Annotated in this window: 19 protein-coding genes; all 19 read left to right on the plus strand. The window is 40.9% G+C overall.

The genetic code is table 11. The annotated features are described in order from the left end of the window. The first annotated feature begins 67 nt into the window (after positions 1-67). Positions 68-1,237, plus strand: coding sequence for a VENN motif pre-toxin domain-containing protein (locus ACWA5Z_RS04125; RefSeq protein WP_431054050.1), 1,170 nt, complete (start codon positions 68-70; stop codon positions 1,235-1,237). A gap of 1 nt (position 1,238) precedes the next feature. Then, the gene (locus ACWA5Z_RS04130; protein WP_431054051.1) at positions 1,239-1,535 is read left to right on the plus strand and encodes a hypothetical protein; all 297 of its coding nucleotides are present in this window, start codon (positions 1,239-1,241) and stop codon (positions 1,533-1,535) included. Then, on the plus strand, positions 1,519-2,058 hold the full coding sequence (locus ACWA5Z_RS04135) for a macro domain-containing protein (protein ID WP_431054052.1): 540 nt from the start codon (positions 1,519-1,521) through the stop codon (positions 2,056-2,058). Before ACWA5Z_RS04130 ends, ACWA5Z_RS04135 begins: the two co-directional genes overlap by 17 nt. 60 nt (positions 2,059-2,118) lie before the next feature. Beyond that, positions 2,119-5,067 carry a hemagglutinin repeat-containing protein gene (locus tag ACWA5Z_RS04140; protein ID WP_431054053.1) on the plus strand — a complete coding sequence of 983 codons (2,949 nt, stop codon included), beginning with the start codon at positions 2,119-2,121 and terminating at the stop codon, positions 5,065-5,067. After that, positions 5,064-5,591 carry a hypothetical protein gene (locus tag ACWA5Z_RS04145; protein WP_431054054.1) on the plus strand — a complete coding sequence of 176 codons (528 nt, stop codon included), beginning with the start codon at positions 5,064-5,066 and terminating at the stop codon, positions 5,589-5,591. The genes ACWA5Z_RS04140 and ACWA5Z_RS04145 overlap by 4 nt, the downstream gene beginning before the upstream one ends. A gap of 415 nt (positions 5,592-6,006) precedes the next feature. Continuing rightward, complete coding sequence (locus ACWA5Z_RS04150) at positions 6,007-6,126, plus strand: VENN motif pre-toxin domain-containing protein (protein WP_449343129.1); 120 nt, start codon at positions 6,007-6,009, stop codon at positions 6,124-6,126. Between the two features lie 72 nt (positions 6,127-6,198). Next, positions 6,199-6,741, plus strand: a complete 543-nt coding sequence (locus ACWA5Z_RS04155; RefSeq protein WP_431054055.1) for a hypothetical protein — start codon at positions 6,199-6,201, stop codon at positions 6,739-6,741. Positions 6,742-6,748: 7 nt separating this feature from the next. Next, positions 6,749-6,961, plus strand: a complete 213-nt coding sequence (locus ACWA5Z_RS04160) for a ribonuclease domain-containing protein (protein WP_431054056.1) — start codon at positions 6,749-6,751, stop codon at positions 6,959-6,961. Then, on the plus strand, positions 6,961-7,293 hold the full coding sequence (locus ACWA5Z_RS04165) for a barstar family protein (protein ID WP_431054286.1): 333 nt from the start codon (positions 6,961-6,963) through the stop codon (positions 7,291-7,293). The genes ACWA5Z_RS04160 and ACWA5Z_RS04165 overlap by 1 nt, the downstream gene beginning before the upstream one ends. 121 nt (positions 7,294-7,414) lie before the next feature. Continuing rightward, positions 7,415-9,085 carry a hemagglutinin repeat-containing protein gene (locus ACWA5Z_RS04170; RefSeq protein WP_431054057.1) on the plus strand — a complete coding sequence of 557 codons (1,671 nt, stop codon included), beginning with the start codon at positions 7,415-7,417 and terminating at the stop codon, positions 9,083-9,085. A gap of 83 nt (positions 9,086-9,168) precedes the next feature. Continuing rightward, on the plus strand, positions 9,169-9,624 hold the full coding sequence (locus tag ACWA5Z_RS04175) for a hypothetical protein (RefSeq protein WP_431054058.1): 456 nt from the start codon (positions 9,169-9,171) through the stop codon (positions 9,622-9,624). A 59-nt stretch (positions 9,625-9,683) separates the two neighbouring features. Further along, on the plus strand, positions 9,684-11,126 hold the full coding sequence (locus ACWA5Z_RS04180; protein WP_431054059.1) for a VENN motif pre-toxin domain-containing protein: 1,443 nt from the start codon (positions 9,684-9,686) through the stop codon (positions 11,124-11,126). Further along, the gene (locus ACWA5Z_RS04185; protein WP_431054060.1) at positions 11,119-11,385 is read left to right on the plus strand and encodes a hypothetical protein; all 267 of its coding nucleotides are present in this window, start codon (positions 11,119-11,121) and stop codon (positions 11,383-11,385) included. The genes ACWA5Z_RS04180 and ACWA5Z_RS04185 overlap by 8 nt, the downstream gene beginning before the upstream one ends. 103 nt (positions 11,386-11,488) lie before the next feature. Continuing rightward, entirely contained in the window at positions 11,489-11,677 is a 189-nt protein-coding gene (locus ACWA5Z_RS04190; RefSeq protein WP_431054061.1) for a hypothetical protein, read from the plus strand. Between the two features lie 103 nt (positions 11,678-11,780). After that, the gene (locus ACWA5Z_RS04195; protein ID WP_431054062.1) at positions 11,781-12,263 is read left to right on the plus strand and encodes a DNA/RNA non-specific endonuclease; all 483 of its coding nucleotides are present in this window, start codon (positions 11,781-11,783) and stop codon (positions 12,261-12,263) included. 153 nt (positions 12,264-12,416) lie between these two features. After that, complete coding sequence (locus tag ACWA5Z_RS04200; RefSeq protein WP_431054063.1) at positions 12,417-12,602, plus strand: hypothetical protein; 186 nt, start codon at positions 12,417-12,419, stop codon at positions 12,600-12,602. Further along, on the plus strand, positions 12,599-12,961 hold the full coding sequence (locus ACWA5Z_RS04205) for a hypothetical protein (protein WP_431054064.1): 363 nt from the start codon (positions 12,599-12,601) through the stop codon (positions 12,959-12,961). Before ACWA5Z_RS04200 ends, ACWA5Z_RS04205 begins: the two co-directional genes overlap by 4 nt. Then, entirely contained in the window at positions 12,958-13,419 is a 462-nt protein-coding gene (locus ACWA5Z_RS04210; protein ID WP_431054065.1) for a hypothetical protein, read from the plus strand. Before ACWA5Z_RS04205 ends, ACWA5Z_RS04210 begins: the two co-directional genes overlap by 4 nt. 94 nt (positions 13,420-13,513) lie before the next feature. Beyond that, positions 13,514-14,542 carry a hemagglutinin repeat-containing protein gene (locus ACWA5Z_RS04215; protein WP_431054066.1) on the plus strand — a complete coding sequence of 343 codons (1,029 nt, stop codon included), beginning with the start codon at positions 13,514-13,516 and terminating at the stop codon, positions 14,540-14,542. Positions 14,543-14,557: the final 15 nt, after the last annotated feature.

A 14,557-nucleotide genomic window follows, 5' to 3' on the forward strand; every position in this document is an offset into this window, starting at 1 on the left:
TGAAATCCAGGGATACGCTTTAGGCGGCGCAGCGGCAGGGATAGCGGGGGAAGCGGCGGCAGAGCTGTTGGCACAAACCCTCTACGGCAAAAAGGCGAGCGACCTGAACGAGCGCGAGAAACAGAACATCACCGCCCTCAGCAGCCTGACAGGGGCATTGGCGGCAGGGATGGCGAGCAACGCGACAAACGGCACGACGAACCTCGCTGATACGCTTGCTAATGCCGCGATTGGGCAGGCGACAGCGGAAAGTGCTGTGGAGAATAATGCGCTTTTAAATCGTCAGGGTGAAAGCTATCTGAGATCTGAAAAGGATAAAGCTCTAGTCGAATTGTTGAAAGAAAACGGTGTAAAATCTACAGAAGATTTTACAGAGGCGTATCTCGCTTGTATAACTGACAGTTGTCGCCAACAAATCGAAGTATTGAACAGTCAAGCGACTTCTGAGGGGCTTGAAATCATTAAGCAATTGGCAGAAAACGAAATAATAAGTCGAAATGATTATACCGATATTATTTCAACTATTTTGCCAAAAATGGCGGAAGGCGCATTAGTTTCAGGTAGAGAAGTTGGAGCTGAAAGTCGCTTATATAAGAACGATGTATCAGAGGTTGTTGGTCATTATGCAGGCGGTGGTGACAGTGATATTTATCGGATCTTTGATGAAAAGAGCTTAAGAGACTTAGGTTATGACGGGGTTGGATTAGATAACAAGTTAAAAGATACTGAACACTGGGGTAACGCTTGGGAAAGTGGCGTTGTGATTGGGCGTGGAGTAAATTCACCTATATCTTCAACTAACACAAAAGATAAAGATTTTAAAATAGCGACTGAATATTTAAAAGATCTTCCAGTTACAGGTGTTGTAAATAATTATCAACCATTAAAATTAGGAGAAAAAGCAAAAATAGATGGTGTTGAGCATATAAGAGTTGGACGCTGGATGTCAAAGTATGAATTAGAACGTATACAAAAAGATCAAAAAATGATTTCAGGTGCGGGAGGACAGACTTTCATATCTTTGAATGGAGCATCTGATTTTAGGGGGGCTGCACCAAAAGGTAGTGTATATGTTGAATTTAATTTACCTACTAATAGCTTAATACAAGGGGGTAAAGAGGGATGGTTTAAAACTATTAGTGAAGAAGCCTTATCTTCTCAAAAATTTAGATTAATGAAACAGGGAGGGGAGCTATCACCTAAAATAAATAATATAAAAATTTTGGATGAAAAATAATATGGATTTAATAGAAATTTTTTACCTCAATATTTATCCTGAAATGAAAGTGTTTTTTGATTTTAAAGAAAGTTATTATAGAGAAGGGCAATTTGGAGATTTAAAGAGATTTGAATTTTCTAGTAAGAGTTTAAGGTATGTTGGAATGTTTGATTTTTGGAGTGGTAATTGGATTGAAATATATTTGTTTGATATGCTTCTTGAACAAGATCTTTATCATAGATTATTTTCTCCAGATGAATTAAATGAAAATTTATTTTTGGATTTTGATAGGATAATTCATGAAACATATTTTTAATAAAATATTTATTATAAAAGGTGACATTACTAAAATATCTGTTGATGTGATTGTTAATGCAGCTAATACAAGTCTTTTGGGTGGCGGCGGAGTTGATGGGGCGATACATAGAGCTGGAGGAAAGAAAATTTTAGAGGAATGTTATAAAATTAAAGCTATGCAGGGTGGCTGTAAAGTTGGAAATGCAGTTGCTACAAGCGCGGGTAATCTACCTGCAAAATATATTTTCCATGCTGTTGGTCCTGTATGGCAAGATGGGCTACATAATGAAAATTTCATTTTAGAAAAAACATATAATACTTGCTTTTCTTTAATGAAGTATTATGGACTAAAAAGCATTTCATTTCCAAATATATCAACGGGAAGATATAACTTTCCCAAAAAACAAGCTGCCGAAATTGCACTGAAATCTACATGTGAGTTCTTGATAAGTAATGATTTTGTCGAGAGGGTTAATTTTGTATGTTACGACTTTGAAAATTATAATCATTATTTAAATATTGTTGATGGTTATAGAAGTTGAGGTTTTATTTGCGAAATTTAGAGTTTTAAAATTTAATTAAAAGTAATTGCATAAATATTAATGAACAAAAACACCTACCGTATAATCTTCAGCCAATCCCAACAACAATTTATTGTTGTTTCGGAGCTGGCAAAATCGAAAACGCCTTCTGAGCGCAGAAGTGCGGTAGGTAACTTTGTACATTTTAGTGATGGCGTGTCTATTGATTACCAAGATCAACACGCCTCCAAAAACGCCAAATCCAACGATCGTTTAAACGCGTTGCAAACCGCGGCACTGGCAGCCAAAGGCTACGGCACCTACCAGGGCTTATCGGACAAAGGTTATCTGATAAAAGGCGAAGTCGGCGTTGGCTTTAGCCAATCGAAAAGCGACAGCGCCCGTTATAGCGAAAGTGCGGTTGGCAACCATCTCAATGGGGCAGAGGGTGTAAGTTTGACGGCACGCAGCGGCAATATTGATGCGACCTACACCACTCTCACCACCCGAGACAGTGAGGGCAAGCGCACGTCGGGCGGTACGGTTGAGTTTGACGCGGCAGGCAAGATTTTACTGAATGCGGGCGTGGACGGTTATCGCCAACAAAGCAGCCAACGCAGCAGCGGCGCGCAAGTGGGCGTGGGTTATTCCGTCGGCGAACAAACGGGGGTCTATGCTTATGTTGAAGCCGGTTATAACCGCAGCGGTCAGCAGGGTGAAGGCATTTATCATCATAATAGTGTTGTGGATGCGGATAAGGTTATCGTCAAAAGCCAAGGCGACACCACGTTGAACGGTGCGGAGGTGCATGCCAAACAGATTCAAACCCGGATTGGCGGCGACTTGACGATTAACAGTTTACAAGACGGGGAGCAGCAGCGAAGCAGCGGCAGCAGTGTCGGCGGACGGGTGCAGGTGTCGTTCGGTACGGCTTGGGAGGCGAGTGCCAACGCAAGCGCACAACAAGGCAGTGCCAATCGTCAACAGGTCAATCGTCAAAGCGGTTTGTTTGCCGAAGAGCACTATGATGTGGAGGCGAATAATGTTCACTTGAACGGCGGCGCCATCACGGGCAAGCAAACCGACAAAAATCGCCTTGTTACCAACAAACTGACCTTCAACGACATTGAAAACCGTAGTGAGAGCAAGGCGGTGAGTGCGAGCATTGGGGTGAGCGCGAGTTCGGACTTGAACAAGGACGAAAACGGCAAGGTAATCAAAAACGACAAAGGCGAGCCGGAACGAGTGACGGACGTCAGCCCGACGGGCGGCTTGCCGATGTACAGCCGCAGCAAGGATAGCAGCGTCACCAAAGCGACCTTGAGCGAAGGCACCATTATCCTCGACAAAGACAGCCAACCAACCCAAACCACGGCGGCAGCGTTGGGGATTAACAGCGACAGCACAACAGGCAACGCGCAAACCGAAAAACCAAAAGACATCAACACAACGCTTGCGACACAAAAAGCCATGCAAAGTGCGGTTGCGGACATCAGTGCAGGGGTAGCGAGCTTCAGCAAACAGCAACACACTGCCGCCCAAGCCGAACAGGCGGAAGCCCAAGCCAAGCTCGAACAAGCGGCAAAACGCGGCAATCCAGCGCAATATGAACAAGCCAAAGCCGATTACGACGCAGCCAAAAGCCAAGCGGAGGCATGGGGAACGGGCGGTGACTACAGCCGGGCACTGGATACCGCCAGCAAAGTTATCAGCCTCGCACTCGCCAACGGCAGCTCAACACAGCTATTGGCAACCGCACTTTCACCGGAAGCGAACAAACTTATTAAAGCGTCGACAACAGATAAAGAAGGCAACGTCGATAAAGAGGCGAACCTGCTCTTGCACGGCATCCTAAGTGCGGTCGAAGCGCAAGTAAATGGCGGCAGTGCGTTGGGCGGCGCAGCGGCAGGGATAGCGGGGGAAGCGGCGGCAGAGCTGTTGGCACAAACCCTTTACGGCAAAAGTGCAAGTGAACTAGATGAGAGGGAGCGGCAAAATATCTCGGCGTTGAGTAGTTTGAGCGGCGCATTGGCGGCAACGGTGACGGCACAGGCAGATGGAACAGCTACGGATAGCACAACTACACTTGTTAATGCGGCAACTGGGCAAGCGATAGCGGAAAGTGCGGTTGAGAATAATTATTTAAACAGTGCTAAACATCAAGAAAAAACATATTTATTAAATCAGTTAGCAAAAGGTGAGTTAACAGAAAAAGGCAGAGAGCGATTAGAGGAGCTCATTCAAGAAGACTTGGCGACAAACAAAGCGTTACTTGATGCTTGCAGAAGTGCATATAGTGCAGAATGTGCAGAGGCAAGGAAAGATGCTATTGCAGCAAAAGAAACTTATACGGCACTAGCTTATCATTTGCCAAAAGAAAAACAACAAGGCTATCAGGAAATTGCTGACTTATTGAATAGCACAACACCTGAAGCTAATGTTGCCCGAGTTATGTATGAAGGATATGTAGAAGGTTATAAAAATTATGGGTTTAGTCAGGAGGAGTCGGAAGAATTAGCGAGCTATACTTTAGCAGGATATAGTATAGCGGGAGCTTTATCAGGCGTTAAAATTAACCCTCAAGGTATTCTTAATAAGGTTAAATCGTTAGCCCAATATGAGGTGATTGTAGAGCCGGGAACAATAGGGTCAAATTTTGGTAATGTTAGAATTATCAAGAAAACATCGGCGATACCTCACCCTGAACCAATAGCGGCTGGTAATGGTCTAATTTATCAATCGAATCCTAAACATACCAAGGGGGGCGCGGGAAATCGACCTAATGCAGGGATTGAACCGACAAATTCTTTAGAACTATTTAATAGTTCTATCGAAACATCTGATCCTAAAATAAGATTATCAATAGATACAAAAGGAAATATTCATAGATTTTTCAATGAAAGTAAGGATGGAGTAGGCGCTTTCCATTGGGCTGGAAGTACAGGTGATACTATTTCACCAATGTCCAAAAATAGAGAGCTTAAAAAATTTAATAGAGAAATAAAAAGATTAGAAGGAGGAAATAAATGATTTTTGGATATGATGAGTTTCCTGATAAAAAATTTCTAGTACATATAGATATACTTGAAAAAGATAATTCTTTTTTATATGGTGCTTTTAATTTTATTTTTCAAGAAAAAATATATCCAGCATTTGGCACTGGCTGGACGATAAATCTAATAACTGAGTATATGGCAGGACTATTGCAATTTTCTGAAGGTGAATTTTACTATGAAAATAGTGATATCCTTGATGGGAGAGAACTATTTAAAGAAGCGGTAATATCAAGACTTGGTTATTTTTATGACACTCCTCATCAGATTATTCCAGATGATGATTTTAAAAAAAAATATCCCCAAAAAATTGGTGTTGAATTGGAAGTGGCAGAATTGGGAGATTCTGGGTTGGAGATTTATGTTTTTAAAGGAAAGTGTGGGGAATATTTAGTTTTTCATTATAACGATATTGTAACTAAAGTTAATATAGACATTAACAATCTTAAGATTTTAGTGAATAAAATATATAAATTTATTAATGAAATTAATGTGCAATAATATTTAGGTTAAAGCTAGTGTTTGATGGGTGGTAATTGATTCATTTCTTAACAAATACTATCTTGCAGAAAAATGGAAAGTTGAGAGAAGAAATTTTAATGCCAATGATAGAGTTAATTGGAGATATTAATGTTTTTATTCAGTGTTTGGGTCTGAAAGAAGGTGGTAATAAAATATTTTCAGCAATAGTAATTATATCAACGGACTTTAATATTGATGAATTTGACCAATTTAATATTAAACAAAGGTATTAGGCGCGATTGAAGCCTACGCCACCGGCAACAATGCCGCTGCGGACGCAGCGGGTGCGGCAAGCGGCGAGTTAGCGGCAAAAATCATCACCGAACAGCTTTACGGTACAACAGCGGATAAACTTACCGAAGAGCAAAAAGAAACCGTTTCGGCGCTAAGCCAAATTGCCGCAGGCTTAAGCGGCGCCTTGGTCGGCGACAGCACCCAAAGTGCGGTTGTGAGTGCAGAGATTGGAAAACGGGCGGTGGAGAATAATTCATTATATGGTGATGAATTTAGGTGAAAATTAGAAGAAGATAAAGCGCGTTATAAGCAAGAAGTGAGGTATAAACTCGGTCATAATACAGCCTCTCAATTGATTAACGGTGTTATTAATGTTATCGCTGAAACAGGTGATTTTGGTGTCCTTGCATTAGATGGCGCTTTTGATGCAAGTGCTGCTTTAATAACCTGTGCGATTGGCGACAGTTATTGTGGGCAGGCTAAAAAAGATTTAGCTTCAAAAAATCAGGGAGCAGTAGATGCGTTAAATAGCCTGATGAATGGTGATAGCTGGAATGCAATAAAGTCAATGGCAAATAATGCTTATTATGGAGATCAGACAGCGCTTGAACATTTATCCGGTATTTTAACCGGGATTGCAATACCGATTAAGAATTTGCCTAAAGGAGTTAGTGCAAACGAGAAGCTGCCTGTTGTAGATAAAACAGTAGGTTATCCTATAACCGAATTTAATCATCAAGCACATAATGCAGCAATATATGAAGCATTGAAATTAGATCTAAAAACTCAGCAAGCGGCTAATCATTTGATTGATAGCTTAAAGAATACAGGAAAATTACCAGAGAATTATGTTAGTAAATTTAAGGCTGAAAGTTTAGGGTGGTTGCACAGGTAAAAAACCTGTGCCAGATGGAAAAATACTTGGTGGTGATATTTATTTAAATAGTAATGGATTGTTACCAAAAGCTATTGATCGCATATGGTATGAAGCTGACGTTAATTATAATGGCACAAAAAGTAGAGGTGGGGAACGATTATTATACTCGAATGATGGTTTGCTATATTTTACAAGAGATCATTATAACACCATTGAACCAATGGGGAGATGGAAGTGATGAATAATATAAAGCATATTTATATTGATGGTAATAATATAAAAGATACAAAGTCATTCCATAAAAAAATAGGAGATGCTTTAAATGCTGAGTTTTTTATTCATGGTTATGGATATAATCTTGATGCTCTGAGAGATGTAATGAGTATGGGGGCAGGGTTGAATTCGGTATTATATTGGTGTGATCATGATGTTTCAAAAAAATACTTGGGAGATGATGAGTTTTATAAAATAGTCAATGTCCTAACCTATGTTGCATCAGAGTCTAAATATAAATGTGAAGTATTTAGTCAGTATAAGGATAAATTCCCATTTAAGTTTTATTTAGAATAAAATACCTGTGATAGCACAAGTTTGTAACTGGTGCTATTAAATGAATAATCTTGTATAAGGGAAAAAAGGGGTGAAGTGGAGATTGTTTAATAATGATTATTACAATCAATGCCAAGGTTTTTTGGCACCAGTTACAAACTTGTGCTTGACCTTCGGTTCACAAAGCCAATCCCATCAATACGACGAAAAAGGCACGACCCAAAGTGATGCGCGTGCGGCGGTAGGTAGTTTGTCCGGCAATGTGACTATCCAAGCGGGCAATCATGTCAATATTCTCGGTACCGATTTGATTGCACAGGCGGACAAGGCGATTGATATCAGCGGCAAGACACTGAAAGTGGAAGCGGGCAAAGATATCATCGAAAGCAGCGAAAAACATGAATTTAAGCAGTCGGGTTTAACCGTGGCACTGTCCACGCCGGTGACGGACGCCGCGTTAGCAGCACGGCAAAGCCTGAAACGCAGCGGAGAAGTGAAAGACAGCCGTTTGAGCGCACTTTACCAAGTGAAAGCGGCGACGGAAGCGGCGATGGCGGCACAGGCTGCCGCGAACACGGCGGACACCATCGGCAATATGATGAACGGCGCAATGCAAGAGGGGGCGACGTCGAATCCGCAGGTGAAAATCTCGCTCAGTGTCGGTTCGAGCCAATCCAAATCGACCAGCCATACTCAACAGATAACCCACAGCGGCAGTGAAATCAATGCGGGTAATATCAACTTGCGCACGACGGAAGGCAACCTTGATATTCTCGGCTCACGCCTGAATGCCATCAACACTACACTTGACTCGGCAGGTGACATCAATATTCAATCGGTGCAAGATGAATACCGCAACCGCAGCGACAATAAAAACAGCGGTTGGAGCGTAGGCGTGTTCGTCGGCTCGAACGGCAACAGCTACGGTTTTGGCGTTGAAGGCTCGGCACAGGTCGGCAAAGGCAGAGAGAACAGCGACAGCGTGATTCAACGCAACAGCGACATCAACACACAAAACCTGACCTTAAACAGCCAAGGCAGCACCACGGCAGCCGGTGCGGTGATTAACGCTAAACGGCTGGACGGCACGATTGCAGGGGATTTAACCCTCGCTAGCCGCCAAGACAGCAACCATTATGACAGCAAACAGGTGCAAGCCGGCGGCAGCTTCTCTATCACTTACGGCTCAGGTGGCGGCGGTTCGGTCAATGCCAGCTTGAGCAAAGGCAAAGTGAACTATGCACAAGTGACTGAACAGACAGGGTTGAGAGTGGGCGAAGACGGCATGAACCTTCATGTTGGGGGCAACACGCACCTGAAAGGGGCGGTAATAGACAGCCAAGCAGAGGCAAGCAAAAACCGCTTCAGCACGGGCAGTTTAACCACAGAGAATATTGAAAACCACAGCGACATCAGTATTCAGAGTATTAGCGCAGGGGTTTCAAGCAGTGGCGGCATGAGCCCAACCCAAGCGATAGGCATGGCGGCGAGCTTGCTGGGCAACATGAATAAAAGCGACAGCAGCACGACACAAAGTGCGGTCAGCCAAAACATCAACCTCGATGTGAGAGACGGCGAAACCCCGACAGCACTTTCGCGCGACACCGAAAACGCCAATCAAAGGGCGGTGCGGGGAATAGACCTAATGCAGGGATTGAACCGACAAATTCTTTGGATTTATTTAATAAATCAGTACAGGTTGAAAAGCAAAGATTCACCATTGATTCAAATGGTAACATTCATAGGTTTATGGGGGATAGTACCCACAGTTGGCATTGGGCGGGTTCTACATCAGATAAAAGTAGCCCATTAATATTAACCAATCGCCAAAAATCTAGCTTAAAAAAGCTATATCCTGATCAAAAACGTAATCCAAACTTAAAGTAAGGGATAATTATGAATAAGTTAATCAATGAAACAAATGATTTTGGTTTTTTCTGGTCTTGTGATGAAATTGAACGAGGGTGGTATTTTGGAGAAATAAAAATTTTAATAGGAGAGACTATATATCCAGCTGGAAATGATGAACTTTATACTTTGAAAATAGTTTTTTCTAATTTAAAAGAGTCATTTGTTAATAAATACTATCCAGCAGGAATAACAAAAAATGGAGAATTTGGGGAAAAGAATTTTGATGTAAATAAATGGGGTAAACTGACATTAAAAGATGTATTTGCAATAGAAGTTACAGAGTTGGGAGGAGGACATACTCAATTGGGACTATGTATGGGTTATTCTGGTGATAGTGAAAGACTTTTTTATAGCTTTGATAATGAAAAGAGCTTTAATGAGATTAGATATCCAAAGGGCACAGTGGAGAAAATTATATTTTCGTTACCTGATTTTCCATAATAATTGGTGGAATATTAAATAAAATTGCCGGGCCAATCTAATTTATCCTGCACGGTATTTTGGGTGCGGTAGAAGCGCAAGTTAACGGCGGCAGTGCGTTGGGTGGTGCGGCGGCAGGGATAGCGGGGGAAGCGGCGGCAGAGCTGTTGGCACAAACCCTCTACGGCAAAAAGGCGAGCGACCTAAACGAGCGCGAGAAACAGAACATCACCGCCCTCAGCAGCCTGACAGGGGCATTGGCGGCAGGGATGGCGAGCAACGCGACAAACGGCACGACGAACCTCGCTGATACGCTTGCTAATGCCGCGATTGGGCAGGTGACAGCGGAAAGTGCGGTGGAGAATAATTATTTATTTAAACAAGAGCTTGCACGACAGCTAGAGCTCGTTGCCAAACGCCAAAAAGAAGGCTTAACGGAAGAGGAAGCCCAAGAATTAACAGACTTAGTGAAACTGGATCATCAGCGAGATAAGGATTTGCAGCTTGCTTGTTATGGTGGAATGACCACAGCTTGTGCAAATGAACTGATTACCTTGAGTTCAGCATTTTATAGTTATGGTGATCCAAAAGCTGAAATACAACATGGAGAATATAAAGATATTGCCACCCAATATGCCAATGCGAAACGCGAATATGCAGAGGACGTGGCAAGAGAAGCGTTAGTCAAAATTGCAAAAGAGGGGATTACGGATTCTGTTGAACTGGCAACGATTACAGCAAAAGCGATGACGGGCGACGAAGTTTCACAAGCGCAATTAAGTGAGATGGGGCGGGCGATTAAAGCCTTTGCTGAAGCACCAATTACAACGATTTCAGACAACATAAAATCACAATTAGCGGAAGCGGATAGATTAGAAGCCAGTGGTCAAACACGAGAAGCGGATGTGATGCGGATGCAGGTGTATTTATCAACCGAACTCGGCGTAATTGGCAGTACAGCAGGGGCTTTAAATCTGGTGAAAACAGGAGCTAAAAGTGCGGTGAAATTGGGTAAAACTGATGTTATTTCTAGCCCGATTGGTTACCCACTAACTGAGGCTAAAATTAATGAAATTCTATTGATTGAAAAAGGAAAGAGACCAGATCCAACAGAATATTTACCTAAAGAGTACATAGATGCACATTTATCTCAGTTTGATGATGGGGCGGTTAGGTTTATTCCTGAAAGTAATTTTAATAAATATGGGCTATCCCAACGAGATAATACAGCTTTTGTTTTGAGCAAAAAAGAAGCAGATGTTTTATGGGAAAATTCAAATGGAAATCTAAGAATTATAGAAAAAGAGCTTGGACTGCCAGAGAATTATTTATCTAACAATATTTTAAGAGTAGATATTAATGAACCACATCGTTTTAATTTAAGAATACCAAGCGGAAATGAAGCTGGAGTAAATGAACAGTGGGTTCCAGGAGGGAAGTTACCGAATGGTAAACTTGAAGCTATTATTGATTTTGATAATAAATTTAATCAATATTTAGAAATAAGGAAAATAAATGAGTAGATTTAAAGATATTTATGTAAATAAAGATAATTTTTTTTCCATTGGGATAGATACATTAGATAATAGATATTATATATCAATACCATTAACTATTGGTATAGCCGATTATGAAGAGCATTATATAATAAATGATGATATGTTTTCAAATTATCCAAATAATCTTGATGAAGTTATTAGATTTGTTGATGACTGTAAGAATAGAAAGAATGACCAATATTTAATAGATGATGTATGGGTTAATAGAGGTGTGCCTTATTAATGAATCTAAATATTATTGATAAACAAAATTTATTGCCTATAGGATATTGGGTAAATAAGGAAGTAATGAATGTTTTTATATTGGCTTTCAATATGGTGGACATATGGGAGGCGAGTGTGAAATTGCTATTCCTAAATTATTGTTTGATAAGTTTTGTGATAATGAGGCGTGGAGATTGAATGTTATTAATCGTTTCGCAAAAATATTATTTTTGGCATTGCCAGAATTAAATATCCCAATTCCAGAATCCGAGCGTAATAAGACAGGTGTTGTTCCTATTGATTGGAAATAGTTGAAATTTATTTTCCAAAGTTGTGTATGCAAAGGATAATCCTCTAAGGATTTGGGAGATATAAGATGAAGATAGCCTTGATGATAGTCATGTTAATATTGATATGGCAAGACAAAAAAGGAGTGAGGCTTATAAAGCAATCAATCAGTTGAGACCGAATGCTGAATACAATCTATCAAATGGAACTTATTTTCGAACTAATCAGAATGGATATGTTGAAGAAATATCATTTAAGCCTGATTTTGAAAATAAAGGTGTTCGAGATGGTCGTCAGACTGCGGTAGGTAAAGAGGGGATTGATGGAGATGTAGGTGGGCACATCCAAGCTTGCGCAATGGGTGGTTCTTGCGACCATTATAGTTTATTTCCACAAAATAGCAATTTTAATAACTCAGCATATAAGATCTATTTTGAAAATATACTTAGAAAAGCTCATATTGAGGGAAAGACAGTGGATAATATAACTGTAAAATTCATGCGTGATAATCTGAGTTCATCAAGACCAGATAAACTAGAAGTGAGATTTATAATTGATGGCGAGGAGTTCACTCAGGATTTTATTAATCAAAAAGGTGGTGGAAAATAATGAAAAAGCAGTTTGATATACTTAATAGTATATGTCGAATGTTTTTTGAAGCTAACAAAAAATTTGATACTCTAAGATATATATAGGTTTAATCCAGATGAAGGTTGGGTGGAGACTAGGCTATTAATAGTAGTTAATGGTGTTCGGCAATCTATGAATTTAAATGCGGAGTCTAATAATCAATTGAAGGGTTTTTGTCAAAAGCTTTATGCTGAGATGCAAACTCAAACTGGTGGTGACTGGAGAAAGTTTATATTAACTATTAATGAAAACAGTGAAGTAAAAACTCAATTTATTTATGAAGCACAATCCTATATGGATGAACTTAAAGATAATTGACAATTTATAGTTTATATAATGATGGCGGAGAGCTAGTTATTGCTCAATATTATGAGAACCCAGGGCATCACGATCCTAAAGGGAAAAATCAAGTTCAATATAATAATACAAAATCAGTAATTCCTGAAAATCATGTGGAGCTATGGAATAAAAGTTTTATTGTAGATGATGACCCTGAAAATAAATGGGCTATTGAATATAGAAATAATATCCCTGTATATCATCGTTTTCAAAATGATAATAATGGAAACTTTCATTGGGATGGTTCAACTGATGGTCAAACTTTATCTGGTCAATCTAGAGCTATAAAAATGAATGATATACCTAAATCACTTAAAGATTTGGGAGGTGTAAAATGAAAGTGGGAAACTCTAATTTCTATTTCGAAATAAATGAAATGGAATTGAAGCAAAAGCTAGTCCCTCTCCAAATTGTTATAAGTGGAAACGTGTTGGGAACATTGGATGATACTACATACCTTCCTTCTTTATTGAGTTCTTTAGAGCTGATACTAAAAGAAACATATTATTATGATGAAAGTATAAATTGCAACAACTATAAGAGTAGGTTTTTTTTAAATGGTGATTTTTGCTCTGGTTATAGGATAACGTTAGAGGATAGTTTTGATGATTTTATTAAGCGGTGCGCTAGGAATGATAAAAAAGTTTTTTCGCTTGGAAACTTAATGATGATGCTTTTTTTAACTATGAAGAGATTGATGGAGATGATGTTTTTTTCTAGCATTGATTTAGTGGATTTTATTTCTATATTAGAAAAATTAAAAGAGTGGTATCGTAATAATGTTGGTGAATATTGATTTTTTAATTTAAATTTTGCTATGGTAAATAATGAATAAAAACTATTGAATAACCGTCAGTGAATCAAAGCAATAATTTATTGTTGTTTCGGAGTTGGCAAAATCAAAAATGCCTCCTGAGAGGAGAAGTGCGGTAGGAGGTATTTGTTTTAGTGATGATAATCGTATTTATGTCGGCGAAGTCGGCGTTGGCTTTAGCCAAGCGAAAAGCGACAGCGCCCGTTATAGCGAAAGTGCGGTCGGCAACCATCTCAATGGGGCAGAGGGTGTAAGTTTGACGGCACGCCGCGGCAATATTGATGCGACCTACACCACTCTCACCACCCGAGACAGTGAGGGCAAGCGCACGTCGGGCGGTACGGTTGAGTTTGACGCGGCAGGCAAGATTTTACTGAATGCGGGCGTGGACGGTTATCGCCAACAAAGCAGCCAACGCAGCAGCGGCGCGCAAGTGGGCGTGGGTTATTCCGTCGGCGAACAAACGGGGGTCTATGCTTATGTTGAAGCCGGTTATAACCGCAGCGGTCAGCAGGGTGAAGGCATTTATCATCATAATAGTGTTGTGGATGCGGATAAGGTTATCGTCAAAAGCCAAGGCGATACGACGTTGAACGGGGCGGAGGTGCACGCCAAACAGATTCAAACCCGGATTGGCGGCGACCTGACGATTAACAGTTTACAAGACGGGGAGCAGCAGCGAAGCAGCGGCAGCAGTGTCGGCGGACGGGTGCAGGTGTCGTTCGGTACGGCTTGGGAGGCGAGTGCCAACGCAAGCGCACAACAAGGCAGTGCCAATCGTCAACAGGTCAATCGTCAAAGCGGTTTGTTTGCCGAAGAACATTATGATGTGGAGGCGAATAATGTTCACTTGAACGGCGGCGCCATCACGGGCAAGCAAACCGACAAAAACCGCCTTGTTACCAACAAACTGACCTTCAACGACATTGAAAACCGTAGTGAGAGCAAGGCGGTGAGCGCGAGCATTGGGGTGAGCGCAAGTTCGGACTTGAACAAGGACGAAAACGGCAAGGTAATCAAAAACGACAAAGGCGAGCCGGAACGAGTGACGGACGTCAGCCCGACAATAGTACTCCCTCCGTACGTGGAGGGAGGGAAATGTTAGGTGCTGGGCAAGCGA

This window comes from Testudinibacter sp. P80/BLE/0925, from assembly GCF_053570785.1.

Bases quoted from the DNA above. Each gene is read 5' to 3' on its own strand.
- ACWA5Z_RS04175 (WP_431054058.1), top strand. From the start codon at position 9,169: ATGAATAAGTTAATCAATGAAACAAATGATTTTGGTTTTTTCTGGTCT.
- ACWA5Z_RS04185 (WP_431054060.1), top strand. From the start codon at position 11,119: ATGAGTAGATTTAAAGATATTTATGTAAATAAAGATAATTTTTTTTCC.
- ACWA5Z_RS04130 (WP_431054051.1), top strand. From the start codon at position 1,239: ATGGATTTAATAGAAATTTTTTACCTCAATATTTATCCTGAAATGAAA.
- ACWA5Z_RS04165 (WP_431054286.1), top strand. From the start codon at position 6,961: ATGAATAATATAAAGCATATTTATATTGATGGTAATAATATAAAAGAT.
- ACWA5Z_RS04195 (WP_431054062.1), top strand. From the start codon at position 11,781: ATGGCAAGACAAAAAAGGAGTGAGGCTTATAAAGCAATCAATCAGTTG.
- ACWA5Z_RS04200 (WP_431054063.1), top strand. From the start codon at position 12,417: ATGAATTTAAATGCGGAGTCTAATAATCAATTGAAGGGTTTTTGTCAA.
- ACWA5Z_RS04145 (WP_431054054.1), top strand. From the start codon at position 5,064: ATGATTTTTGGATATGATGAGTTTCCTGATAAAAAATTTCTAGTACAT.
- ACWA5Z_RS04140 (WP_431054053.1), top strand. From the start codon at position 2,119: ATGAACAAAAACACCTACCGTATAATCTTCAGCCAATCCCAACAACAA.
- ACWA5Z_RS04135 (WP_431054052.1), top strand. From the start codon at position 1,519: ATGAAACATATTTTTAATAAAATATTTATTATAAAAGGTGACATTACT.
- ACWA5Z_RS04210 (WP_431054065.1), top strand. From the start codon at position 12,958: ATGAAAGTGGGAAACTCTAATTTCTATTTCGAAATAAATGAAATGGAA.
- ACWA5Z_RS04190 (WP_431054061.1), top strand. From the start codon at position 11,489: ATGGGAGGCGAGTGTGAAATTGCTATTCCTAAATTATTGTTTGATAAG.